Here is a 24,867-nt window from a genome sequence, read left to right on the forward strand (position 1 = left end):
ACGAAATGTTCACATTTAATTTCCGATAAGTAATTGACAAGCCAGCTAATTCGTATATACTCGTTCTACTCAATTAGAATGCTTGTGTCGATTCTGTCTTCTTTTCCAGATTTCTTCGCATAAATGACCGCTTTGTATATTCCTTTTGACGGGAGTTTATCCCGGGGAATTTCTTTTTTAATCATTCCACCCTCCTTATTCCTTCCCCAATCCATGAATCCGGCAAATTGGAGGGTCTCCATTTCGTATAAAGCAATTCCATATTCCTCCGCCCCTCTAGGTAAATACATTTCATAACGATACGTCCCCTCCTGATCGCCTGCACCAAAATCAAAGCCCATAACCCGCGGATAATCCGGCTCTTCTTTCACATATAAAAATGGCAGACTGATGTGATTGGTTCCTTCCATCAGGGTAAGATAGCCATCATAGATGTTTTTTTTCATTTCTTTTGGATTGACTTGGAGGCCGACCGCGATTTGTTTTTTCTCTCCCGGCTTAATTGTAAATGCAGAAGGGAGATCCCAGGTAACACCATACTCGCTTTTTGGCATGTTAAATGAGTAATGCTTGATTGTTTTGCCGTCATTTTTCACTATTACTTTTTCTCCATGTTTATCAATGCCCCCCTTTTTTTCATACATGCCAAAGGATAATGAGCTTGGAACGAGCAAGGAATCTGCTTTCACAGCCTGTTCAATCTGCAATCGTCCCGCTCCCTGTTCAAAGGTGCGGTATAATTCCCGGTCGGCTTTTTGCAATGGTTTGGAAGTAGACATCAATGCGGATTTAACCTGTTCCGGCGTCCAGTCAGGGTGAGCCTGCAAAATAAGCGCGCAGGCACCGGCAACGTGCGGGGCGGCCATGCTTGTCCCTTGCAAGGACAAATATCCAGAAGGAATCGTGCTTTTAATCGCTACTCCGGGCGCTAAGATATCCGGCTTTATTCCCCAACTGACCGTAACCGGTCCTCTTGAACTAAAATCAGCTAATTTATCTACTTCCTTCTTATATATAAATCGTACAACATAATCTTTCTTCGTAAGAATTTGTTTTTTTAATGTTTCTCCTTCTTTTTCATTGATCGTTACCGCCCGCATGGCAGTTTTTTCTTCAATGGATCCGGTGAATTCACCTTTTGTATTATTGTAAATAATGACTGCCTTTGCCCCGGCTCTTTCTGCGTTTCTTACCTTATCTAAAAAAGTGATTGTTCCGCGTTTAAGTAAAACCACTTTGTCTTTGGCTTTACGCAATTCCTTGCTATATCCTAGACCCCCGTAAATGATAGAAGACGAAAAGACGAGGTCCCATTTTTTCGAGCCTTGAAGCGGAAGCAAGCGGATATTCTGTTTCTGCCCGCCTAAGCCTGTGACGAGATATGGAACTTCAAGCGGTGGAGTCGAAGCACCTACCGATATCGCTTTCTCAGCTGTTCCCGGTGACCCAACCGTCCAGACGTCAGGGCCTGAATTTCCATTTGATGTGACAGCAACGATCCCATGATCGACCGCTTTATTCAACGCTTGAGAAATTGGAAGGTCAGGTCCGTTGATATTATTGCCCAATGAGAGATTCAGGACATCCACTCTATCTTTGATCGCTGCATCTATCGCAGCGAGAACTTGCTCTGTGTTGCCAACACCACCCGGACCGAGAGCACGATAAGCAAAAATCTCCGCTTCCGGCGCAACTCCTTTCATTTTGCCATTTGCCGCAATGATTCCCGCGACATGCGTTCCGTGAACAGTAGATAATCCACCGCGATTCTTTGTTTCCATTGGATCGTCATCCCCGTCAACAAGATCACGCCCAAAATGGTAGGATCTCCGCAGGTCCGGGTGTTCATAGTCCATACCCGTATCGATCACGCCAACCTTGACTCCTTTTCCTGTAATTCGCTGATGCTTTTCATCAAATAAATGACGGATCTTGTTCGCACCAATAAAAGGGACACTTTCTTCTATGTCTGCATGATAATAGGAAACCTGTGATATATAGCTAATCTGGCTTTCTTTTTTGAGCTTCGCGATTTCTTCCGATTTCCCGGTAACTGAAAATCCGGATAAAGCGTATTGATAAATGTGACCTATCTTTAATGAAGAATACTTTTTCACGAGGTTTTGGATGGAGGCTCGGTCTGCCGGTCGCTTTAACGCGACTATGACCGTCGTTTTTTTCGATGGATCTATCTTAGGCAGCGGAGGAATGCGGACAGCCGCAAGCGGGGCGGACATTGGGATGAGTAAAAACAATATCAATAACAGAAAAATGATTTTTCTTTTCACAATGACGCCTCCTTTTTTACATAGGGTTTCACCGCGGAAATAAGCTATGCAAAAAAGGAGGCTATTTGGAATGTGGTGCTATTTGTTTACAAACCACGCGTCTCATGTAACGGGTCATACGGGTTTGGCGGAGCATCGATTTTCTTAAAATAGAAGCGTATCGCCTCGGCAATACGTTTAGACGCAAAGCCGTCTCCGTACGGATTGGATGCTTTGGCCATTTCCTGATGTTTCTCACGATTTGTCAGTAATTCCGTGGCAAGACGGTATACATCTTCCTCATTCGTGCCTGCAAGTTTCAGGGTGCCTGCTTCAATTCCTTCGGGACGTTCGGTCGTATCCCTTAAGACAAGTACCGGAACTCCAAGGGAAGGAGCTTCTTCCTGCACTCCACCAGAATCAGTCAAAATCAGATGTGCTCTGGACGCAAAGTTATGGAAATCAAAGACATCAAGCGGTTCGATTAAATGAACGCGATCATCTTTTCCGAGGACATCATCAGCGATTTCTTGTACGACCGGATTTAGGTGGACCGGATAGATCACTTGCACATCTTCCTGCTCTCTGACGATCCTTTTGACAGCGCCGAAAATATTCCTCATCGGCTCGCCAAGATTTTCGCGGCGATGGGCCGTCAGCAAAATCAAGCGGTCTTTCCCGATTTTATCAAGCACAGGATGGGTGTATCCTTCGCTTTTTACAGTCGTGCGAAGCGCATCAATTGCGGTGTTCCCAGTGACAAAGATATCAGCTTCTTTTTTATTTTCGCCGTGGAGGTTTTGGGCAGCCTTCGGTGTCGGGGCGAAGTGCAAATCGGCGATGACCCCTGTCAGCTGCCTGTTCATTTCCTCGGGATACGGCGAATATTTATTCCATGTGCGAAGGCCTGCCTCAACATGCCCTACCACAATTTGATTGTAAAAAGCAGCCAGTCCGGCTATGAATGTAGTCGTCGTGTCACCGTGAACGAGGACAATGTCCGGTTTCGCTTCTTTCATAACCTTATCAAGACCCTCCAAGCCTCTTGTCGTAACGTCAACCAAGGTTTGGCGGTCTTTCATAATATTAAGGTCATAATCAGGCTTTATTGAAAAGATCTCCAGCACTTGATCAAGCATTTGCCGGTGCTGTGCTGTCACAGCAACAACCGATTCGAAATGTTCCGGCTGATCTTGCAGCTCCAGTACCAGCGGAGCCATTTTAATCGCCTCAGGTCTTGTTCCGAAAATGGTCATAACTTTTATCGGCTTGATCATCTGATTCACCTCCCTTGAAGTTACTTCGTTCCGAACAATCTGTCACCAGCGTCACCGAGTCCAGGAACGATGTAGCCATGGTCATTCAACTTCTCATCCAGTGCTGCGATATAAATATCCACGTCCGGGTGAGCCGCTTTCAATGCCTCCACACCTTCAGGGGCGGCAATTAAGCACATGAATTTAATATTTTTCGCTCCGCGTTTCTTAATAGAGTGAATGGCTTCAATCGCTGATCCCCCTGTGGCAAGCATAGGGTCAACGACGATAAATTCCCTTTCTTCTACATCGCTAGGGAGCTTGGCATAGTATTCTATCGGTTTTAATGTTTCGGGATCCCGGTAAAGACCGATGTGACCTACTTTTGCAGCCGGTATTAATTTCAGGATGCCATCGACCATCCCGATTCCCGCTCGCAGGATTGGAATCACTCCAAGCTTTTTCCCGGAAAGCATTTTAACTTTTGCTTTTCTGACCGGTGTTTCAATTTCCACTTCCTCAAGCGGCAAATCTCTGGTAATTTCAAAAGCCATTAATGTTGCGACTTCATCCACCAGTTCACGAAATTCCTTTGTTCCTGTTTTAATGTCTCGTATGTAAGCTAGCTTATGTTGAATTAACGGGTGATCAAACACATATACCTTTGCCATGAAAAGAATCTCTCCTTTGAATTGTTATTTTTTCGGAGTCGCACCATATCACACTTCTACTCATTTTACAGAAAAAGAAATCAGAAAGGAAGGAGATTGTCCCCCTTTTTTAAATAAAGAAAAACTCGTCGATTGACGAGCCGTAACGCGGAGATTAAACGTAGGCAGAAAGGACAGTTTATACTTTCCTCTCCGCCAAAAAAACCGTCCCCCTAAAAAGGGAACGGCTGTTGCTTAGAATGATGGGTATAGCTCGTATTTTCCTGAAAGTGCTTCGACACGTTGTGTAGCTTCTTCCAGCTTTGCTTTGTCTTCATGGTTTTTAAGGACTAATCCAATGATCGCTGCAATTTCGTCCATATCACCCAGTCCGAAGCCGCGTGATGTAACAGCTGCTGTTCCGATACGAATCCCGCTTGTCACGAATGGGCTTTCCGGGTCGTAAGGAATGGTATTTTTGTTTACGGTGATCCCGATCTCATCCAAAACCTCTTCCGCTACCTTGCCTGTCAGATTGATCGTACGAAGGTCCAATAATAGCAGGTGGTTATCCGTCCCGCCGGAAACGAGATTCAGCCCTTCCTTTGTCAACGCTTTGCCGAGGCGTTTGGCATTATCAATAATCTGCTGTGAGTATTGTTTGAAATCACCCTGAAGCGCCTCACCAAAAGCAACTGCTTTAGCGGCGATGACATGCATCAGCGGCCCACCCTGGATTCCGGGGAAAATCGATTTATCGATTTTCTTCGCGAATTCTTCTTTACATAAAATCATTCCGCCGCGGGGACCACGAAGTGTTTTATGCGTCGTAGTCGTCACAAAATCGGCAAACGGGACCGGATTTGGGTGATGTCCGGTTGCCACCAAACCTGCAATGTGAGCCATATCGACCATTAAGTAAGCGCCGACCTCATCGGCAATCTCCCGAAACCGTTTAAAATCGATTTCACGCGGATAGGCGCTTGCGCCCGCAACAATCAATTTTGGCTTATGTTGACGCGCTTTTTCCAATACATCATTATAGTCGATCAATTGCTTTTCCTGATCGACCCCGTATTCCACAAAATTATATTGTACACCGCTGAAATTAACCGGGCTGCCGTGTGTTAAATGGCCGCCATGTGACAAATTCATACCAAGAACCGTATCCCCTGCTTCAAGAATCGTGAAGTATACTGCCATATTTGCCTGCGCGCCCGAGTGAGGCTGTACGTTGACATGTTCTGCCCCGAATATTTTCTTCGCACGGTCACGGGCCAGATCTTCGACAACATCGACATATTCACAGCCACCGTAGTAACGCTTGCCTGGATAGCCTTCTGCATACTTGTTCGTTAAAACAGATCCTTGCGCTTCCATTACGGCTTCACTTACAAAGTTTTCAGACGCGATCAATTCAATCTTGCTTCGCTGACGCCCCAATTCTTGTTGAATCGCTTTAAAAACTTGTTCATCCTGTTTTGCTAAACGGTTCATGGAAATCCTCCTCTTGATCATAAGTTTATTTGTTTTTATGTATACTTTGCATTTGGAAATCCTTCAAAAATTCTTCTCTATTTTAACACGTTCATCGTAAGAGGCATAGTCTGAATATTAATTATTTCGAACATTTCAAGAAGGATTTGTTTAATCGTTCGCCTTTTGGAAGGTTATTGCTTTTCTAAAATACTTTTATTTTACTTTTCACCCTAAAAAGACAAAAAAACGGCCGGTAACAAGCCCGGTTAGAGTGGGTTAATGTCAGACTGCCGTTTTGAATTTCAATAAAATTAAAAGCAATTCGACCAATCGTGTCGATGTTGTTTAATCCCAGCTTCCCATCTCAAAAATTTGGTCCCTTTAGGTACAGCTTTCGTTATCAGTTCCATTTTCATAGACCGCTCGCACGCCACCAATCAATTTCGGCCGTGTTTTCGCCATTGTCACATGGGCATGCCCAATCTCTTTCACGGTGCTTCTAAACGGAACCGCCACATGTTTAAGATGCATGCCGATAAAAGTATCTCCTATGTCGATCCCGGCATCCGCTTTTATATGCTCGACTACGATCGCATCTGCCATATGATTATAGGCATAGGCAGCCATAGCCCCGCCTGCTGTCCGCACAGGAATAACCGAAACTTCCTCATAGCCTCGATTTCCAGCAATTTTTCTCGGTATCACTAATGCTCGGTTTACATGCTCGCAGCATTGAAAAGCGATTTGCACTCCCGTTGCATCTTGAAATGCTATTAATTCTTCATATAACATTTGGGCAACTTCCAATGATCCATCTGTACCGATGCGTTCACCGGCAACTTCACTTGTGCTACAGCCGATGACAAGCAATTTCTTTTCATTTAATTGAGCCTCTAATTGAAACTCTCGTAAAAGGGAATGAAATTGACTTTTCCACTCAGCTAGACTGTTTGCATCAATTCCCATAAAAAAACTCCTTTCGAGATCTTTCCGAAAAGTTATTGGTTCTTCGCCTCATACTCCGTTATTTTTCCTATGCGATTCGCATGTCGGCCTGCCTCGAACTCAGAAGTCAGCCAGGTTTGCGCGATTTCCCTGGCAAGGCCCGGTCCGATTACACGTTCCCCCATCGCCAAGATATTGCTGTCATTATGCTGGCGTGTTAATTTCGCGCTATACACATCGTGGACAAGCGCACAACGAACGCCCTTTACTTTATTAGCCGCAATCGACATGCCGATTCCCGTCCCGCAGATTAAAATGCCTCTGTCAAACTGTCCCTTCGCTACCTTTTCAGCTACCGGAAGCGCATAATCAGGATAGTCCACAGAAGTATCACACTCACAGCCAAAATCCTCATATTGAATACCTAGTTCATCCATCAGTTTCTTGATTTCCTCGCGTATATTAAGCCCGCCATGGTCGGAAGCAATCGCAACTTTCATATATATCCCCCTCTTTCATTAGCCGATTCTTTTTATATATTGTGTCACAAATATAGGAAAAGATAAAGAATCTGAAACAACGCTACTAATTGATGAGTCTATTAAGGTAGTCGGTTTGATGAGTTTTATAGCGGGGATTTTCGTTTTGTAGTCCGTTCCGGATTTCGTAGCTGGAATTTCGATTTTGTAGCCGATTGGATCAGTTTTGTAGCCGAAATTTTGGGTTTTATAGCGGGAATTTGCGTTTAGTAGCCGTTGCCCTTTTTTGTAGCGGAAATTCTGTTTTTGTTGCCGGCTTCATCAGGGTTGTAGCCGACATTTGTTCTTTTGTAGCGGAGATCTTCGTTTTGTAGCCGTCGCCCTTTTTTGTAGCGGGGATCTCCATTTTGAACCAGCTCCGGAGTTCGTAACAAAAATTAAAAGATGGCAACGGATCTTTGAGCTAGGTCGTAATTAGGAGTCAGGAATCTGTATATGTTCTTCTCAAAAAAAAGCTTTGGAAACCCCAAAGTTTCCAAAGCTTTTTTTGCTATTTATAGTTGAAAGCGAGTGATCGTTTTCTTTAATTTTGTTGCCTGCGCTTTTAATTCATCTGCCAGCTTGTCCACATCTTCAATTACCCCGGTTTGGTCCTGAGTCGCAGCCGTTACTTCTTCTGCACCCGCAGATGTTTCTTCTGCGATCGCGTCTACTTCCTGTGATTGGCGCGCGGTCATCTGGATGCTGTCCATTTGCCGATCGACTAATCCGGTAATATCCTGAACCGCCCCAGCGACCTTGTGAACGGCCTTTGTCATCTCTTCAATAGCGGTGTTTGTTTCATTGCCTTTTTGCGCTTCCTTATTAGCGCTGTCCACCTGTTCACTGATTTGTTTGACAACCCCCTGCACATCGGTCTGAATGTTTTGGATGAGCGAGGAAATGCCCTGTACCGCCTGCGCACTTTGATCAGCAAGCATTCGGACTTCCTCGGCGACTACCGCAAAACCTTTTCCATGTTCCCCGGCGCGGGCTGCTTCAATCGAAGCATTGAGGGCGAGCAGATTCGTCTGTGCAGCGATGTCGCCAACCAATTGAATGATTTGCTCAACCTTTTTTGCGTTCTCTTCCAGCCCTTTGACCGCATGCAAGGACTGCTGATTTTCTTCAGCCAACTGATGGATTCCGCTAACTAACGAATTAATGACATCCTTACTTCTTTCAAGCTCGGCAACCATTTCGTGTGACGTATCAGCAGAAGCGTTTGCTTTCGTCTGGACTTCTTTTGCGATCATGATGACATCTTCCACCGACTCGGCCGTATTTTGAATCGAAACCGCTGAATTATCTGCACCCAGTGATATTTCCTCAACCGTTCGCGCTATACTTTCCGCTTGTTCCGCAGCCAATGAAGAGGCATTTGAAATGGAGATTACTTTTTCATTCGTTTCCCGGAAGTTCTCTTCAATGCTTTGCACCATTCCTCTTAAATTATGAAGCATATGGTTAAAAGCAATGCCAAGGGAACGAATTTCGTCATCCGAATTTGATACTTCAGCATTCACTTTAATATTTCCGTCCGCTGCCTCCAAAGCAACTCTCTCAAGCTTTTGCAATGGTTTAATAATTAATCCTGCAGCGAAGAAGGTCAGGATCGCGGACCAGACGATTCCTAACGAAAGCGTAATGGCCGTAAACAAGGCTTCACTAATTCCTTCAAAAAATAAAGGATAGAGGACATAAATAAACAAATAGCTCGTTGAATACGTAATAACCGCAAGAGTCGTGCTTAGAATAATCAACTTTTTTCGCAATCCTAATTTGTAGGTCTTTTTTTCCCCCACAGCAATTTCCCCCTATCACCTTCCATTAAAGTCTCAACTTATCGATTAACTGGTCGATCAAATCGGAAAGCTCCCGGAAGGTTTCATTGTATATGTTTTGTGATCCTCCAAATGGATCGGAAACATCTCTATCTTTTATATCGGCAAAAATAAATTCTTTTAAGGTAAAAGTTTTATCAAGAGCCCTCGGATACGAATCCATGATCATCCATTTATGGTACTCTGTCATCGTAAATATATGTGTGGCCCAATTAATTTCCCGTTCCGTTAAAGGGGTCGATATGTGATTGTGTGTCATTGAATTTTTAGTTAGAACATCTTTTGCGTACGGAGAGGCACCCTGACCGGCAGCCGCAAATACACCCGCTGATTTCACTTCGATGCCGGGGATATTCTTGCTTCTCAATATCGCCTCAGCCATCGGGCTTCTACATGTATTTCCCGTGCAAACAAATAAAACTTTTATCATGGCGTCTGCCTCCTTTCTGCTATTATAAGCCAAAGCCTGCTATTTAACATATTCCCCCATTTAAACATACCATGTACAAGTTTGAAAACTCAGGAAAATTCTTTCAAAAGTTTGACAATTGTCCCTAAATTACTTCGAGAAACTTTCAAAAAAAAACCCCTGTCAAAGGGGCTTAAAACATCAGACGGTAAATAATAGCTTTAACCCGAATGCGAAGAGGATACTCCCGCCCAGTACCTCGCTGTACACACCTAGAAGCCCTTGTACCCTTCGGCCAAGCAGAAGTCCAAGCCACGTAAGAACGGTCGCTGCAAAACCAAAGCAAAAAAGCGCCACTGCCGTCTTTGCTCCATAAATCCCAAGCGTCAATCCGACTGAAAAACTATCCAAACTTACACTAAAGGCAAAGATAAACAGACCCATGCCCACTGGTGCAAGCAACGAACCTTCACCACCCCTAATCCCTGATATGAACATTTGCAGGCCAAGGATTACAAGCAACATCCCGCCGGCGTAAATAGCGAATGTTCCAAACTGGCCTGATAGAAAGCGGCCGGCTACAATACCTAGCAAAGGCATCCAAATATGAAAAAGCCCGACTGTCAAACCAATGATGAAGATCTGCCTAAGCCGTAGCTTAAACATCCCCATCCCCAATCCGACAGAAAAGGCATCCATCGCCAGCGCGAATGCCATAAGTATTAATGTAAGCAATTCTCCAGCCATTTGTTAAACCCTTCCTTCCCGTGGACGTGCTCCATTCATGTTATGCATGTCCATTTGGAAATAGAAGCGGCTCTGTGAACTGTTCAAATATCTAATTTTCCTCGTAAAGTATTACCAAAGATAAATGCCTAAATAAACAGCAAATTTTTCTCTGCTAAATTTATGTCTCCTTCTCAAGTTTAGTTAATGTTATCAAATTTGGGGCATCGCTCATTTATTCGATTTATCGCTCATATATTTGGTCCATCGCTCATATATTGAGATAATCGCTCATTTAGTCGGATAATCGATCATAAAAACAAAAAGATGCCTGTCAATCAGAATTTTTTCATTGCGCATGCAGGACTATTCAAGTTGAGCTGAATGTTTATACATGTCTACCTACTAAAAAAGGGCGACTAACCGCGCCCTCCTTCAAAAGATTCAAACTTGCTTTATCAATTGTTGCCCGGCCGCTTTTAGCAGCCTGTTCATGATTGCTTCACCAATGCCGGTTTCTGGAAAAACCTCACCAAAAATGATATCTACCCCGAGTTCATCGAATTTGCGTAAAGTGTCATATAAACCTGCAGCAACGCTGTGTAAATCATTAGAAGTACCAGGTGCTAAAATATAATCCGCCTTGAGCTCTGATTCATGCTCTTTTGCCGCAAACACCCCTACGTTTAACCTCTGTGACTTTTTTTCATCAATCAAGCCTTGTAGAAAGGACAGATCCCCATCCACCAGGATAAATGTAGCCTTTGGTGCATAGTGGGTATACTTCATGCCGGGAGATTTTGGGACAGCCGTTTTATTTTTCATGGCAGCATCCACTTTGACTTCACCAATAACCGCTTCAATTTCTTCACGAGGCAAACCGCCGGGACGTAGAATCAATGGGATGTCCTCTGTACAATCTAGCACGGTCGATTCCACTCCTACTCCCGTTGCTCCTCCATCCACGATCGCGGCGATTTTTCCTGATAAATCGTCCTTCACATGCTCGGCGGTTGTCGGGCTTGGTTTACCAGAGGTATTGGCACTAGGGGCCGCGATAGGCAGGCCACTTTGCTCAATGAGGGCGAGTGCAACCGGATGATCCGGCATTCTGACCGCAACTGTATTCAGACCAGCTGTCACAAGTTGTGATAACTGACCTGGCTTTTCCTTAAAAATCAAGGTGAGCGGGCCCGGCCAAAATGCGTCCATTAATTTTTCGGCCGTCTCGGGAATTTCCATTACCATCCCACCAAGCTGCTCACGGGATGCTATGTGGACAATTAACGGATTATCAGTCGGGCGTCCTTTTGCATTGAAAATTTTATTCACCGCTTCATCGCTTTTTGCGTTGGCGCCTAGTCCATATACAGTTTCTGTCGGAAAGGCGACCACTTCATTTTCTATTAATAATTGTGCGGATTGCCTGATTTGGGGATAATTAATTAAATCATCCACAAAGTTATCCACTTTCCAATATTTCGTTTTCATGTTAACACCTTCAATTCACTTTCCCATTCTAGTTATTCAGAACCCTAATATAGTCATAAAAACATGATTAAGGGCTAAATGATACTTTGAAAGTATAAAAGAAGAAAATAAAGAAAACAAGCTTTTATCCACAATTTGTGGATAAACCTATTATAATAGTGGATAACTTTGTGGATATGTTTATTGTTTTTACTATAAGGGACGATACATGAAGCGGCAGTTATCCATACCCGTAAGTTGCTTTCCGTGCTCTGAAGCGTAAAAAACAGCCGGCAGCTCCTCTGGTTCTATCTGTTTGAAGCCAAGCGCTTCGAATAAAGATAATGAGCTTTGTTTATTAGTGGCCAAGTACACACTGTGAAGATTCTGATTTTTGGCGATAAGCAATATCTGTTGCAGCAATGCTGGAATATTTTCGTGCGAAAATGATGGATCAAAAACGAACGACCTGAGCAGTCCGATATTTTTCATAGGCTCAAGGCCGACCGTTGCTATCATTTTTCCTGCCGTATCTCGGGCCAGCAAATAATAATCAAAATGGGGCCTTACCCCTTCTGCACTCACATTTGCGTTTATTAAAAATTGCTCCAGCTCATGAACATCCTTTTCTTCTGCTTGTTGAAAATTTGTTATCATAATCTATCATCTCCCTATTCTTTGCATGCATCTATCTTCTCTAGTAATAGGTATATGAACGTGCACAATAACTAGAACCATTTTTCTAAGCAAGTAATTGTGGATAAGTTGTTGGTAACTTTTAAAAAAAGAAAAGCCATCATACCCCGATGACAGCTATGTTACCCGTTTATTAAAAAACATCCTCAAATAATTCCGCAAAGAACGACTTGACTACAACAGGAGATTCATCCTGGTTTACGTACATCTGTTCATTATTTTCAATGTTATCGTCTGTTTCTTCCCGCTTTTCTCCTGTAGCTTTTTGCTCCTGCTTGCCCTTTGTTTCATCTGTTTGACCAGTTTCTTTCGCTTCTCCCTTTGACTTTGTTTCATTCGGATTCTCCTCCTCATAAGGACTTTGGCTTACGGCCGTTCCGTTTGAGAAATCGAGGAAGCAGAGCGGCGGGAACAATACGCACCACCAATTGGCTCCCTTCCCTTCTCCAAGCGTGATGACAACTGCTTCGTATTCACCCGCAGGATAAAGGAATTGTCCGTACAGCTTTGTCGGAAATTTCGCTTTTCCAAAGTGAACGTTTACCTTCTGATCTAAACCTTGTTTATCCACGATTTGTTCCGCCATTTTCTGAATTTCAGGCAAATGTGACTGGATGACTCTTTTCGCTTCTTCTATTGAGGTCAGTTCTTCCACCCACCCAGTGATATTTTGATTTACTTCATCCCTGATTAGCCTTTTGACATCTTGATCGGCTTTATTATCACTGTTGGCGAGAATCCGAAGTCGAATAGCTTCCTTAGGGATAACCACTGTCTCTTCTGACTTGGCAGCACTTTCAACCTTGGGCATATATATACTTAAAATCGTACCGATTGTTAAGATTAGTAGATAAGCAATGGATAAATACTTTTTATTTTTCATATCATTTCTCCTCCCCTTCACAAAAATAGTCTCGCCAGTTTGCCTGTATCTTAAACTAGTAAAATTATTTTTTTGAAAGAAGGTCAAATTAAAAAGGATTCGGCCCGTAAAAGCCAAATCCTTCGATTATTATAATTCCGCAAAAACCATCCGGTCTTTGCCGTTGATATCCAACTCAATCGATACAGCAGCATTTGGAAAAGTCTGTTGCAGCATGTCGGCCACAGCCTTTCCCTGTCCCGCTCCAATCTCAAAGCCCACCAAGCCAGGCCGATTGATAACCTGCGGCAGCTCATTCATGAAACGGCGGTAAAAATCAAGCCCGTCCCTCCCGGCAAATAAAGCCCTGTGTGGTTCATGCCCGGTAACAACAACTGACATCGTTTCTCGATCAGAAAGCGGGATATAGGGCGGATTGGATAGAACGATATCAAACTTTTCGCCCCTTTCCAAAAAAGGCTGCAGCATGTCTGCTTGAATGAAAGTAACGTCTGCTTCGAGCGTTTTTGCATTATTCCGGGCAACGTTGAGAGAAGCTTCCGCAATATCCGTTGCAATGACAGTCAAATCCGGTTCTTCAAGCTTCATCGTAATCGCAATCGCTCCGCTTCCCGTTCCTATATCAACCAATGCTAACCCCGCTTTTTCGCGGAATCGTTTTGAAATCTTCCTGAGCGTGTGCTCAATTAATTCTTCTGTTTCAGGTCGGGGAATGAGCACCTCTTTGTTGACCGCAAACGTACGCCCGTAAAAATCCTCTGCTCCGATAATATACTGAACAGGAGTTCCAGAGACATGAAGCTCAACGGCTCTTTTGAATTCTTCCGCAATCCGTTCAGGGAGGGTTGCTTGAAAATTAGCCAACAGCTGCGACCGGCTCATATCCATCAGATGCTTTAACAAAATCTCCCCTGCATTCTCATCTCTTCCGTTGGCTATTAAAAAAGAAGAAGCCCACTTTAGGGCTTCATATACTTTAGTCATCCGCGTTTTGAAGCCTGGAGGATTGATCCTCTAAGATAAGAGCATCAATAATTTCATCCAGCTTTCCTTCGATGATTTGATCCAGCTTCTGGATCGTCAGGCCGATGCGGTGGTCAGTCACACGGTTTTGCGGGAAGTTATACGTTCGAATCCGTTCTGAGCGATCCCCTGTCCCTACAGCAAGCTTCCTATTCTGGTCATATTCAGCCTGGGCTTCCTGCTGGAATTTATCATAAACACGGGCACGTAGAATCTTCATTGCTTTTTCTTTGTTTTTGATCTGTGACTTTTCATCCTGCATCGATACAACCGTGCCAGTCGGCAGATGCGTCAGGCGAACAGCAGACATTGTTGTATTTACACTTTGCCCGCCCGGTCCGCTGGAAGCAAAGGTATCAACGCGGATATCCTTTTCATGGATTTCTACTTCTACTTCTTCCGCTTCCGGAAGCACAGCGACTGTTGCCGTGGAAGTATGGATCCGGCCACCGGACTCTGTTTCCGGTACACGCTGAACACGGTGTGCGCCATTTTCAAACTTTAATTTGGAGTAGGCACCATTGCCGTTGATCATGAAAATAATTTCTTTAAAGCCGCCCAGTCCCGTTGGGTTTGAATCCATGACATCGATTTTCCAGCCCTGTGTTTCTGCATAACGGCTGTACATACGATACAGACTTCCTGCAAAAAGTGCAGCCTCGTCGCCCCCGGCCGCTCCGCGAACCTCCATGATCACGTTTTTATCATCATTCGGGTCTTTAGGAATAAGCAGAATCTTCAGCTTTGCTTCAAGCGAATGCATGTTTTCCTCAAGCTCAGTCAATTCTTCCTTGACCATCTCGCGCATGTCCGAATCGAGCTTCTCTTCAAGCATGGCTTTAGCGTCTTGGTGCTGTTCACGCACTTCCTTATATTCCTTATACGTTTGAACCGTTTCCTGGATATCCGATTGCTCCTTGGAGTACTCTCTCAGCTTTTTGGAGTCGTTAATGATTTCCGGGTCGCTTAATAATTCGTTCAATCTTTCATATCTATCTTCAACAGCCTGCAGTCGATCTAACACATTATTCACCTCATACATTCATTACGCGAAAAACGAATATAGTTATCTATAGCATGTTCATTATAGTATAGGTGATTAATGAACGTCAAAGAGATTCAAGCATCAATCCTTGTCCGTTTCCATGTTCACTTCAATACTGTACCTGGGCAGCGCTTGTTTTAGAAGCTCCTTCACCCGTTGCTTTTCTTTGTTTCTTTCTCCACTCGAATGAAATTTACCCTGTTCATGAATCGTGACACTCAATGTTTGGCCCTTTAGCCAGACAGCCCCTGCTTCAAATTCTGTATTTTTTTCAACTATGGCTCTAGCTTTTTCCACTTCAGATCCAGTAGTAGGCGTAATATTGGAATTGCTTCCGGGAGAGTTTAACAGCTGATCAGAAGGCTGTTCAGCCGCATCACCATTATCATTTACTGATGTCCCCGGTTTGTTGGAAATGAGCGTTGTCCCGTCTCTTGATTCTCCCTCATATGTAGAATCTCTGACTCCATTTGTGCCGCATCCTGTCATGATCACTAATAAGACCGTTACGCAAAATAGAAATCCTTTTCTCATACTAATCACACCCTCCTGTGACTAGCTTTCCCTATTCAAGAGGAATCTTTCAAGAATGTCAGGTGACAGAAGCAAAAGAAATTTCTGTGATATATTCTGAATTTCGATGATTTATCAGATTTCGGTGATATATCCTGAGTTTCGATGATATATTCTGTATTTCGATTATATATTCTGTTTTCGGAGGTATATCTTGAGTTTCGGTGATATACCTATATTTCGGAGATAAATCTTCAATTTCGATGATAAAACAAAAAACTGCTCAAGACAAAGTCTTCAGCAGCGAAATACATTACATTTCAGATAATTTTATACCTTTATCTTTGGTGATTTCCTTCTTGCCCGGAACCTCGTGATGGTGCCGGCAGCGGGCCTCATACGATTCTGAAGCGCCCACTAGAATGACAGGATCATCGAACGAAGCCGGGGCTCCGTTTATTAGCCTTTGTGTTCTGCTTGCCGCCGAGCCGCAAACGGCACAAACAGCTTGGAGCTTCGTGACTGATTCAGCCAATGACATCAGAAAAGGTACCGGGCCAAACGGTTCACCGCGGAAGTCCTGGTCAAGGCCAGCCAGGATGACACGATAACCGCTGTCCGCAAGATGCTGGGCAACTTCTACAATTTCCTCGTCGAAAAATTGTACTTCATCGATCGCAATGATATCTAACTTGTCATCAAGATTTTTAAAAATATCTGTAGAATGCGATATCGGTTTTGCGATGACCGACGTGCCATTATGCGATACGACAGCCTCTTTTGCATAGCGATTATCTAAAGCAGGCTTAAAAACAGCTATATTCTGCTTGGCAAATTGAGCGCGGTTCACCCTTTTAATCAATTCCTCGGATTTACCGGAAAACATGCTGCCACAAATAAGTTCTATCCAGCCTGATTGTTTCATTTCGTACATTGAAACTGCCTCTCCCTTCGACATCGATCCTTCCATTTTCGAAGGATCGCCTATAGCAAAATTATACCAGGACTTTTCTATTCCGCGCTCCAGTGCCTTCCTCAACAAAAAAATAAATCACACTAACCGGAGCCCGCCATCTATCTAAAAAGTATTATCTTTCATTAAAAAAACAGGCAAGAAAAAGTACTTGCCTGTTTCTAAGTTCTACAGCAGTAATAAAACTCCCATCCATAGATGGAAGTTTTATCAACTTACTTCATGCCGTATTTTTTATTGAAGCGGTCAACACGTCCGCCAGCTTCAGCGAATTTTTGACGTCCAGTATAGAATGGGTGGCATTCAGAGCAAGTCTCAACACGCACTTCATTTTTCACAGAACCAGTTTCAAAAGTGTTACCACAAGAACATGTAACGGTTATTTTTTTGTATTCCGGATGAATTCCAGCTTTCATTCTTTTCAGCTCCTTCTGCCCTGAATCATTCGAAACAGAGTTATATACTTCAAGGTGAGAAACCATCTCTCACATAAATTGTAAACACATTGACTTTATTATAGCAAGTAATGAACGATTTTGCAACTGCCTGTTAGATATTGCTAGAGCGTTTTACAGCAGGTGCTCCTTTTTTCATTTCTTCTTCCAGTTTAGCGAAAAACTCTTCATTTCCCTTGGTTTGCCTTAACCGGCGCAGGAACTTCTCCACGAAGTCAGGGGTATCCGACATCGTTTTTCGGATTGCCCAAAGCTTATCAAGATGGTCTTTAGGAATAAGCAGCTCTTCTTTACGCGTGCCTGAACGCCTAATATCGATGGCAGGGAAAATACGCCGCTCAGCCAATGCACGATCTAGGTGAAGCTCCATATTGCCTGTCCCTTTAAATTCCTCGTAAATGACATCGTCCATACGAGAACCCGTATCGACAAGCGCAGTAGCAAGAATCGTCAAGCTCCCGCCTTCTTCAATATTCCTCGCCGCCCCAAAGAACCGTTTTGGCCTGTGGAACGCGGCCGGATCAATACCGCCGGAAAGCGTTCTTCCACTTGGCGGAATCACGAGGTTGTAAGCCCGGGCCAAACGGGTGATACTATCCATCAGGATAATAACATCGCGTTTATGCTCGACGAGGCGCATCGCTCTCTCTAACACTAGTTCAGCCACTTTAATATGATTTTCCGGCACTTCATCAAACGTGGAGCTGACCACATCACCGGCAACGGATCGTTCGATATCCGTTACCTCTTCCGGACGTTCGTCGATCAACAGTACGATAAGCTCTGCTTCGGGATGGTTCGTTGTAATCGCGTTGGCAATCTCCTTGATTAGCATCGTTTTCCCTGCTTTTGGCGGAGCAACGACCAAGCCGCGCTGTCCAAAGCCGACAGGCGCCAAAACATCCATAATCCGGGTAGATAGATTTTTCGGCACAGTTTCCAATTTAATCTGCCTGACAGGATATAAAGCAGTCAAGCCTGGAAAGTGAACCCGCTCCTTCGCTGATTCAGGATTATCCCCATTCACGGCTTCCACATGCAGCAATCCGTAATATCGTTCGTTTTCTTTAGGAGGTCTTACTTTTCCTGAGACCTTGTCGCCGTTTCGGAGATCGAATCTGCGGATTTGAGAAGCTGAAATGTAAATATCCTCTGAGCTTGGAGAATAGTTAATCGGACGCAGGAACCCGAAGCCTTCGGATGGAATGATTTCCAGTACTCCCTCCATGAAGAGCAGTCCGTCTTGTTCTGCCTGCGCTTTTAAAATCGCAAAAATTAGTTCTTTTTTGGAGAGTTTGCTGTAATAGGATACTTTATATTCGCGTGCGTGCTCATATAGATCCTTCAATTTCATACTTTCTAAATTGGTAATAGTTAAATTCATTATGACACCACTCTTTATTTAATTGAACAGATAAGGATGATACATTCTTAGGGTAAAGAAGAAATAGTTGAAGGCTTCCATGAAGATTTGGAGTAGAAATGCAGAATGATCTCTTTATATTCTTAAAACAAGCTTAATTTTACTTTCTTTGTCGTAAATATTCAACTATAAATTTAAAAGAAAATAAAACGAGCGAAGGAATCGCCCGCTTTTTACGAGTTCTGTGATTATTTCATAACCAAGTTCGGCTTTTTCTTCAAGCTGTGGCTTCCGTCAATGAAACGGACGGTGCCAGACTTTGCTCGCATAACAAGGGAATGCGTCAGCCCATAATTCTCTTTAAACTGGACTCCCTTTAATAATTCTCCGTCTGTCACTCCGGTCGCGGCAAAAATGGCATCATCTCCCCGAACAAGGTCTTCCATTCTTAGTATGCTGTTCAAATCGATGCCCATTTTATTACAGCGCTCGGTTTCCTGGTCACTTTGCGGCAGAAGTTTGCCCTGAATTTCCCCGCCCAGACATTTTAGTGCTACAGCGGCGATTACCCCTTCAGGCGCTCCGCCTGTGCCGAATAAAATATCGACGCCGGTTTGGTCGAAGGCTGTGTTGATTGCCCCGGCCACATCCCCGTCATTAATCAATTTAATCCGCGCTCCTGCTTCGCGAAGCTCGTGGATAATCTTTGAGTGGCGTTCTCGGTGCAACACGGTCGCCACAACATCCTGGATATCTTTATTCTTTGCCTTAGCGACTGCTTTTAGGTTGTCCAAAACAGAAGCGTTAATATCAATTTGACCCACGGACTCAGGGCCAACCGCAATCTTATCCATGTACATATCCGGAGCATGAAGAAGGTTGCCATTATCAGCGATTGCAAGTACTGCTAAAGCATTCCATCCTCCCGAAGCAACAATGTTCGTTCCTTCCAAAGGGTCAACGGCTACATCCACACGAGGGCCAAAGCCAGTACCAAGCTTTTCGCCAATGTACAACATCGGCGCTTCGTCCATCTCGCCTTCTCCGATGACAACTGTGCCTTTCATCGGAACGGTATCAAACACATCCCGCATAGCCGATGTCGCTGCATCGTCCGCTTCATCCTTCTTTCCTCTTCCCATCCAGCGCGCGGAAGCTAATGCGGCTCCTTCCGTTACGCGCACCAGCTCCATAGATAAGCTTCTCTCCATTATTGCTTCCCCCTCAGTGCTACTTAACAATCCATTACATAATAAATAGTATAACACAATTCAATTATTATTGTAACACATTAAACACTGAGATTTGGTTAATTTTTCAACTGTTCGGCTTCCTCTTCGGACATCTTTTCCCGCCAGATTGTCGCGCCTAGGCCGGAGAGTTTTTCAACAAGATGGCTATAGCCCCGGTCAATATGTTCAAGACCAGTTACTTCGGTAATCCCTTCTGCCATTAACCCGGCAATGACCAGCGCGGCTCCTGCACGGAGATCACTTGCCTTTACCTTGGCACCTTGAAGCTGGACTGGGCCGGTTATAATCGCGGACCTGCCCTCGACCTTAATGTTGGCATTCATCCTGCGAAGCTCGTCGATATGTTTAAAACGGGCTCCATAAATGGTATCCGTCACAACGCTCGACCCTTCTGTCCTCGTCAATAACGATGTAAATGGCTGTTGCAAATCGGTTGGAAAACCAGGATAAACCAACGTTTTTATATCGACTGACTTAAACTCGGAACCAGGAGAAACGAAAATTTGGTCATCCCCGGCTTCGATGTTCACGCCCATTTCCCTCAGCTTTGCCGTTAAAGATTCTAGATGCTGTGGAATGACATTATCAATTAAAATGCCTTGTCCAACGGCAGCGGAGAGAATCATGAACGTTCCGGCTTCGATCCGGTCAGGAATAATCGTATGTTTACAACCGCTTAAGTTCTCAACCCCATCGATCCGGATGATATCTGTACCCGCACCTTTAATTCTTGCTCCCATGTTGGTCAGCAACGTCGCTACATCGATAATTTCCGGTTCTTTTGCAGCATTCTCAATGACGGTTCTTCCTTTAGCCAGAACAGCAGCTAGCATAATATTAATCGTGGCGCCCACACTGACCACATCCAGATAAATACGGGCTCCTCTTAGCTCGTCCGCTCGCAAATAAATCGCGCCCTGTTCATTGGTGATCTGCGCCCCCAGTGCTTCAAACCCCTTGATATGCTGGTCAATCGGGCGTGGCCCCAAATGACAGCCTCCAGGAAGGCCGATAACGGCCTTTTTGAATTTGCCAAGCATCGCCCCCATCAAGTAATAAGAAGCGCGGAGCTTTTTAACACGACCGTTTGGCAATGGCATCGAAATCATTTTGCTTGGATCAACCGTCATTTCTCCATCATTAAAAGAAACAGTTCCGCCTATTTCTTCAAGCAGACCTTTAAGAATTTGCACATCTGAGATATCAGGAAGACCTTCGATCGTAACAGGGGAATCCGCAAGAATGGTAGCAGGTATTAAAGCGACCGCGCTATTTTTCGCGCCGCTGACACGAATGCTTCCTTTCAGAGGATAGCCGCCGGCAATTTTGAGTTTTTCCATTGTAGACTCCCTTCTAATCTAAGCAGTCAAGAAGCTATTTTAACAAAATACCTTTTTAATCAGGTATTATTTTCCAATACAAATGGATAAATTATGGCATTTTTTTCTTACCATTTATTAGTTTACACAAAAAAAGAAAGCTCATGTAATATTTTTGAATTTTTTTATGATGGATAAGTATTCATATGTGCAGAAGAAGGAAGTGAATATGGTCAGCCTTCAGAACGGGCATTCCAGTCTGCGATAAAAGCTTCTATGCCTTTATCAGTTAATGGATGTTTAAATATCTGCAGCAGTAGTTTATACGGAATCGTGGCAATATGGGCTCCCTTTAGTGCTGCTTCCGTAATATGCATCGGATGCCGTATGGATGCAGCAATAATTTCCGATGGAATGTCATGAATAGCGAAAATGTCCGCAATATCGGAAATTAATTGCATGCCGTTGAACCCGATATCATCGAGACGCCCTAAAAATGGGGAAACATACGTCGCTCCCGCTCGAGCTGCAAGTAAGGCCTGATTGGCACTGAATATTAATGTTACGTTCGTTTTAATTCCATCCTTGGTTAGAGCAGAAACAGCTTTAAGTCCGTCCGGAGTCATCGGAACTTTGATCGTAATGTTCGGAGCAATCGCGGAAAGCTCCTTTGCTTCCCTCATCATCCCCTCAAAATCGAGTGAGATGACTTCGGCACTGACTGAATCCTGGACAAGGCTGGTAATTTCTCTTAGTCGGTCATGAAAAGAAACGTTTTTTTCCCGTGCAACCAGTGATGGATTCGTCGTTACACCGGCAAGAATGCCAAGTGAATGGACCTCCCGTATTTCATCGATGTTAGCGGTATCAATAAAGAATTTCATGTTTAAAACCTCCATCTCTTTTTCTATATAAGCATACAATACATACAATAATGAATTGTGTAAATGGCGAATTTTTTATTTTTTCTATAAATGATAAAGAAAAGAGCCTGTTATCCCGAGACACACTGCCACAGCAATGATGAACTTGCATTTTTCCCGGGATGTTCAGGCTCTTATTGTTTATTTTTAAATGACTAAGCTTTATCGTTTGAACCGAATTCACGGATCTTGCCAACAACTGTTTCCTTGATCGCGTCACGGCCCGGTCCGATGAATTTACGAGGATCATACACCTCGGAATCTTTACTTAGAACCTCGCGAACAGCCTTAGTAAAGGAGATTTGGTTTTCGGTATTTACGTTGATTTTTGAAGTTCCTAAAGATACAGCTTTTTGAATATCTTTAGTTGGAATGCCCGTACCACCGTGTAGTACTAATGGAATTTTTGTTAAATCACGGACTTCTTCCATTTCTTTAAAGCCGATGTTCGGCTCGCCTTTGTAAGGGCCATGGACAGAACCCAATGCAGGTGCAAAGCAGTCAACGCCTGTGCGTCTAACCAATTCTTCACATTCTTTCGGATCTGCATAAATGACTCCGTCTGCTATTACATCATCTTCCTGGCCGCCAACAGTTCCTAGCTCCGCTTCGACAGAAACGCCTTTTGAGTGAGCATAATCAACAACCTTGGAAGTGGTTTCGATATTCTCTTCTAACGGATGGTGAGAGGCATCGATCATAACAGAAGTGAATCCTGCATCGATCGCTTCCTTACATTTATCAAAGCTTGAACCATGGTCAAGATGTATAGCTACAGGTACTGTGATTTTCATGTCTTCCATTAAACCTTGGACCATCATCACAGTCGTTTTAAACCCGCCCATATGGCGAGCGGCTCCTTCTGATACACCAAGGATTACCGGTGATTTTTCCTGCTCGGCGGCAGCTAATATAGCTTGGGTCCACTCCAGGTTATTGATATTGAACTGACCGACCGCATACTTACCTTCCAACGCTTTATTAAGCATATCCTTCATTGATACTAAAGGCATTTGATTTCCTCCTTATAGCAAATGTTTTCCTGCAGACGCAGATTCTTTCTAAAATATTCCCTTACTTATGTATTTACTATACCTCATGCAGGCGGGGAATATTAAAAACACTATTAGCATATCAGTCCATGAAAAAAACAGCAACCAATTAACTTATTGGGGGAATATTAAGAAAAATGGAATCGTTTTCTACAAAAAACACGGTCATATTTCAGGATAATATCATTCCTGAAATACAGCCGTAGGGTTACACATTCAATATATGAGGTTTTTTCTATTTAAGATTTTTCAATATGAATTCCATTTACTATTCGGACTTTCGGACAGGTAAATACTCTTTAACCGCTTTCCGTATGTCATCGATATCAAAAGGTTTAGCAAAATGAGTCATCGCACCTAAATCCTTGGCTTTCTGAATCATGTCTAATTCTCCATAGGCAGTCATGATGATGACTCGAATATCCTGATCAATCTGTTTCATTCGTTTCAAAATTTCTATGCCGTCCATTCCCGGAATTTTCATGTCTAACAGCACTAAATCAGGGGAATGATTTGTAACAATGTCCAGCGCTTGCACCCCGTTTGCTGCCTGAAATGTATTGTAACCTTCCTTGCTGAGCACTTCATTGAGCAGAATTCTGATTCCAAATTGATCATCTACAATTAATATTTTTTCTGCCATTCCCTCACCTCTTTCCTATCTGAAAGAATAAATAGCTATAAACTTGATGAATTATGATCTAGATACCTTTTGCCCAGTTTATGTATGGCATGTAACCCGTGTTTTCCCCCTATTACATTTGCATATTGAATGTCTACTTTATATTTTTATTCGCTAAATATTTCTCGAATCCTGCAGTCAAGTGGAAACAAATTCAAGAATTTATTTCTCAGCCGTACGATTCGCCTTCGCAAAATCGTTGTTTTATAATGAATACTACGATTATTTAAAGGAGACCACTACATGCTGAAAATGTTTTCGACCCAGACGACCGGGTTATTTAAAAAGATTATGGATGGTGAGGAATTCGCATTTGAGGACTGTGCCCGATTGCTCGCCCAGGCTTCCATTGGGGATGGCACCATATATTTACACGGCTTTGGCGAAATGAAGGGAATATTATCAGAAGCCTTCGAAGGGGTTGAACCATTTCCAAATGTGATGGTTCTTTACGATGATAATGAAGAGCTTGCTTCGCTCACGAATGCAGACCGGGTGCTATTCTTTACGCGTTCCTCGGATGATAGTGAGGCGTTAAGTCTTGCCAAATATCTGCAGGAAGAAGGGGTCCCCTTCACCGCGGTTTCCACCCTTGTTCCGTCGTCAGGCTTATCGCTGGACGAACTGGCGGATGTGCATATTGATTTACGGCTTCAAAAAGGCTTGGTTCCAGATGATAACGGAAAACGGGTTGGTTTCCCCTCCCTGATGGTGGCTTTGTTTGCTTATTATGGCATTAGGTTCACGTTGGATGAAATCTTACAGGAGTATGGAGAGGAATAACTGTATAAAAGCTTATCATTGTCAGGTGGGGTAACTCTGGCTTTGTATTTCTACTTGAGTTTTTTGATTGTTGTTCGATTATCTGGATTTGTGAGCGATTATTTGATTATATGAGCGTTTACCCAGATTTACGAGCGATCATCAGAATATATGAGCGTTCACCCAGGTTTACGAGCGATCATCAGAATATATGAGCGTTTACCCAGATTTACGAGCGATTATCTGATGATATGAGCGTTCACCCAGATTTGTGAGCGATTATTTGATTATATGAGCGTTTATCCAGATTTACGAGCGATTATCCGAATATATGAGCGTTCACCCAGATTTATGAGCGATC

25 protein-coding genes and 1 pseudogene are annotated in these 24,867 nt (G+C 43.6%); 1 reads left to right on the plus strand and 25 read right to left on the minus strand.

The genetic code is table 11. The features are described from left to right. Positions 1-65: 65 nt before the first annotated feature. From D0463_RS10650 to D0463_RS10760, 25 genes and pseudogenes are all read right to left on the minus strand, one after another. Positions 66-2,288: a S8 family serine peptidase gene (locus tag D0463_RS10650; protein ID WP_301950641.1), complete on the minus strand. Its 2,223-nt coding sequence runs from the start codon at positions 2,286-2,288 to the stop codon at positions 66-68. A gap of 86 nt (positions 2,289-2,374) precedes the next feature. Then, the gene (wecB, locus tag D0463_RS10655) at positions 2,375-3,544 is read right to left on the minus strand and encodes a non-hydrolyzing UDP-N-acetylglucosamine 2-epimerase (protein WP_117307390.1); all 1,170 of its coding nucleotides are present in this window, start codon (positions 3,542-3,544) and stop codon (positions 2,375-2,377) included. 20 nt (positions 3,545-3,564) lie between these two features. Then, positions 3,565-4,194 (minus strand): uracil phosphoribosyltransferase, encoded by a 630-nt coding sequence (gene upp, locus D0463_RS10660; RefSeq protein ID WP_117307391.1) that lies wholly within the window; start codon positions 4,192-4,194, stop codon positions 3,565-3,567. 234 nt (positions 4,195-4,428) lie between these two features. Beyond that, the gene (glyA, locus tag D0463_RS10665) at positions 4,429-5,670 is read right to left on the minus strand and encodes a serine hydroxymethyltransferase (RefSeq protein ID WP_117307392.1); all 1,242 of its coding nucleotides are present in this window, start codon (positions 5,668-5,670) and stop codon (positions 4,429-4,431) included. A 363-nt stretch (positions 5,671-6,033) separates the two neighbouring features. Next, complete coding sequence (locus tag D0463_RS10670; RefSeq protein ID WP_117307393.1) at positions 6,034-6,618, minus strand: TIGR01440 family protein; 585 nt, start codon at positions 6,616-6,618, stop codon at positions 6,034-6,036. Between the two features lie 32 nt (positions 6,619-6,650). Beyond that, positions 6,651-7,097, minus strand: coding sequence for a ribose 5-phosphate isomerase B (gene rpiB, locus D0463_RS10675; protein ID WP_117307394.1), 447 nt, complete (start codon positions 7,095-7,097; stop codon positions 6,651-6,653). 226 nt (positions 7,098-7,323) lie between these two features. After that, positions 7,324-7,482 (minus strand): hypothetical protein, encoded by a 159-nt coding sequence (locus D0463_RS19390; RefSeq protein ID WP_160118407.1) that lies wholly within the window; start codon positions 7,480-7,482, stop codon positions 7,324-7,326. A 148-nt stretch (positions 7,483-7,630) separates the two neighbouring features. Further along, positions 7,631-8,578 (minus strand): methyl-accepting chemotaxis protein, encoded by a 948-nt coding sequence (locus D0463_RS10680; protein WP_483295732.1) that lies wholly within the window; start codon positions 8,576-8,578, stop codon positions 7,631-7,633. After that, a pseudogene (locus tag D0463_RS20415) lies at positions 8,573-8,920 on the minus strand (HAMP domain-containing protein); the annotation flags it as partial. The gene D0463_RS10680 and the pseudogene D0463_RS20415, both read right to left, overlap by 6 nt. Before the next feature lie 25 nt (positions 8,921-8,945). Next, positions 8,946-9,389, minus strand: a complete 444-nt coding sequence (locus tag D0463_RS10685) for a low molecular weight protein arginine phosphatase (RefSeq protein WP_117307396.1) — start codon at positions 9,387-9,389, stop codon at positions 8,946-8,948. Between the two features lie 180 nt (positions 9,390-9,569). Continuing rightward, positions 9,570-10,115: a manganese efflux pump MntP gene (locus D0463_RS10690; protein WP_254052768.1), complete on the minus strand. Its 546-nt coding sequence runs from the start codon at positions 10,113-10,115 to the stop codon at positions 9,570-9,572. Between the two features lie 423 nt (positions 10,116-10,538). Further along, positions 10,539-11,585, minus strand: a complete 1,047-nt coding sequence (locus D0463_RS10695) for an L-threonylcarbamoyladenylate synthase (protein WP_117307397.1) — start codon at positions 11,583-11,585, stop codon at positions 10,539-10,541. Positions 11,586-11,777: 192 nt separating this feature from the next. Further along, positions 11,778-12,221, minus strand: coding sequence for a GNAT family N-acetyltransferase (locus D0463_RS19395; protein ID WP_160118408.1), 444 nt, complete (start codon positions 12,219-12,221; stop codon positions 11,778-11,780). A gap of 172 nt (positions 12,222-12,393) precedes the next feature. Then, a complete protein-coding gene (spoIIR, locus tag D0463_RS10705) occupies positions 12,394-13,143 on the minus strand; it encodes a stage II sporulation protein R (protein WP_117307398.1) in 750 nt (249 codons plus the stop codon). A 129-nt stretch (positions 13,144-13,272) separates the two neighbouring features. Next, a complete protein-coding gene (gene prmC / locus D0463_RS10710) occupies positions 13,273-14,127 on the minus strand; it encodes a peptide chain release factor N(5)-glutamine methyltransferase (RefSeq protein ID WP_117307399.1) in 855 nt (284 codons plus the stop codon). Further along, complete coding sequence (gene prfA, locus D0463_RS10715) at positions 14,120-15,190, minus strand: peptide chain release factor 1 (protein ID WP_117307400.1); 1,071 nt, start codon at positions 15,188-15,190, stop codon at positions 14,120-14,122. The genes prmC and prfA overlap by 8 nt, the downstream gene beginning before the upstream one ends. Before the next feature lie 102 nt (positions 15,191-15,292). Beyond that, positions 15,293-15,745, minus strand: a complete 453-nt coding sequence (locus D0463_RS10720; RefSeq protein WP_117307401.1) for a hypothetical protein — start codon at positions 15,743-15,745, stop codon at positions 15,293-15,295. 292 nt (positions 15,746-16,037) lie between these two features. Further along, positions 16,038-16,658, minus strand: a complete 621-nt coding sequence (locus tag D0463_RS10725; protein ID WP_117307414.1) for a thymidine kinase — start codon at positions 16,656-16,658, stop codon at positions 16,038-16,040. Positions 16,659-16,912: 254 nt separating this feature from the next. Beyond that, on the minus strand, positions 16,913-17,113 hold the full coding sequence (rpmE, locus tag D0463_RS10730) for a 50S ribosomal protein L31 (protein ID WP_117307402.1): 201 nt from the start codon (positions 17,111-17,113) through the stop codon (positions 16,913-16,915). A gap of 133 nt (positions 17,114-17,246) precedes the next feature. Then, positions 17,247-18,536: a transcription termination factor Rho gene (rho, locus tag D0463_RS10735; RefSeq protein ID WP_117307403.1), complete on the minus strand. Its 1,290-nt coding sequence runs from the start codon at positions 18,534-18,536 to the stop codon at positions 17,247-17,249. Between the two features lie 227 nt (positions 18,537-18,763). After that, positions 18,764-19,726 (minus strand): class II fructose-bisphosphatase, encoded by a 963-nt coding sequence (glpX, locus tag D0463_RS10740; protein WP_117307404.1) that lies wholly within the window; start codon positions 19,724-19,726, stop codon positions 18,764-18,766. 98 nt (positions 19,727-19,824) lie between these two features. Beyond that, the gene (locus D0463_RS10745) at positions 19,825-21,108 is read right to left on the minus strand and encodes a UDP-N-acetylglucosamine 1-carboxyvinyltransferase (RefSeq protein ID WP_117307405.1); all 1,284 of its coding nucleotides are present in this window, start codon (positions 21,106-21,108) and stop codon (positions 19,825-19,827) included. A 212-nt stretch (positions 21,109-21,320) separates the two neighbouring features. Beyond that, positions 21,321-21,971 (minus strand): fructose-6-phosphate aldolase, encoded by a 651-nt coding sequence (gene fsa / locus D0463_RS10750; RefSeq protein ID WP_117307406.1) that lies wholly within the window; start codon positions 21,969-21,971, stop codon positions 21,321-21,323. 194 nt (positions 21,972-22,165) lie between these two features. Continuing rightward, on the minus strand, positions 22,166-23,023 hold the full coding sequence (locus D0463_RS10755; protein ID WP_117307407.1) for a class II fructose-bisphosphate aldolase: 858 nt from the start codon (positions 23,021-23,023) through the stop codon (positions 22,166-22,168). Between the two features lie 307 nt (positions 23,024-23,330). Then, positions 23,331-23,705 carry a response regulator gene (locus D0463_RS10760; RefSeq protein ID WP_117307408.1) on the minus strand — a complete coding sequence of 125 codons (375 nt, stop codon included), beginning with the start codon at positions 23,703-23,705 and terminating at the stop codon, positions 23,331-23,333. Between the two features lie 282 nt (positions 23,706-23,987). Between D0463_RS10760 and D0463_RS10765 the strand changes: the two genes are divergently transcribed. Beyond that, complete coding sequence (locus D0463_RS10765) at positions 23,988-24,527, plus strand: DUF2529 domain-containing protein (RefSeq protein ID WP_117307409.1); 540 nt, start codon at positions 23,988-23,990, stop codon at positions 24,525-24,527. Positions 24,528-24,867 lie beyond the last annotated feature (340 nt).

It is taken from the genome of Bacillus sp. V59.32b (assembly GCF_003429085.1).
Classification (GTDB): domain Bacteria; phylum Bacillota; class Bacilli; order Bacillales; family DSM-1321; genus Peribacillus.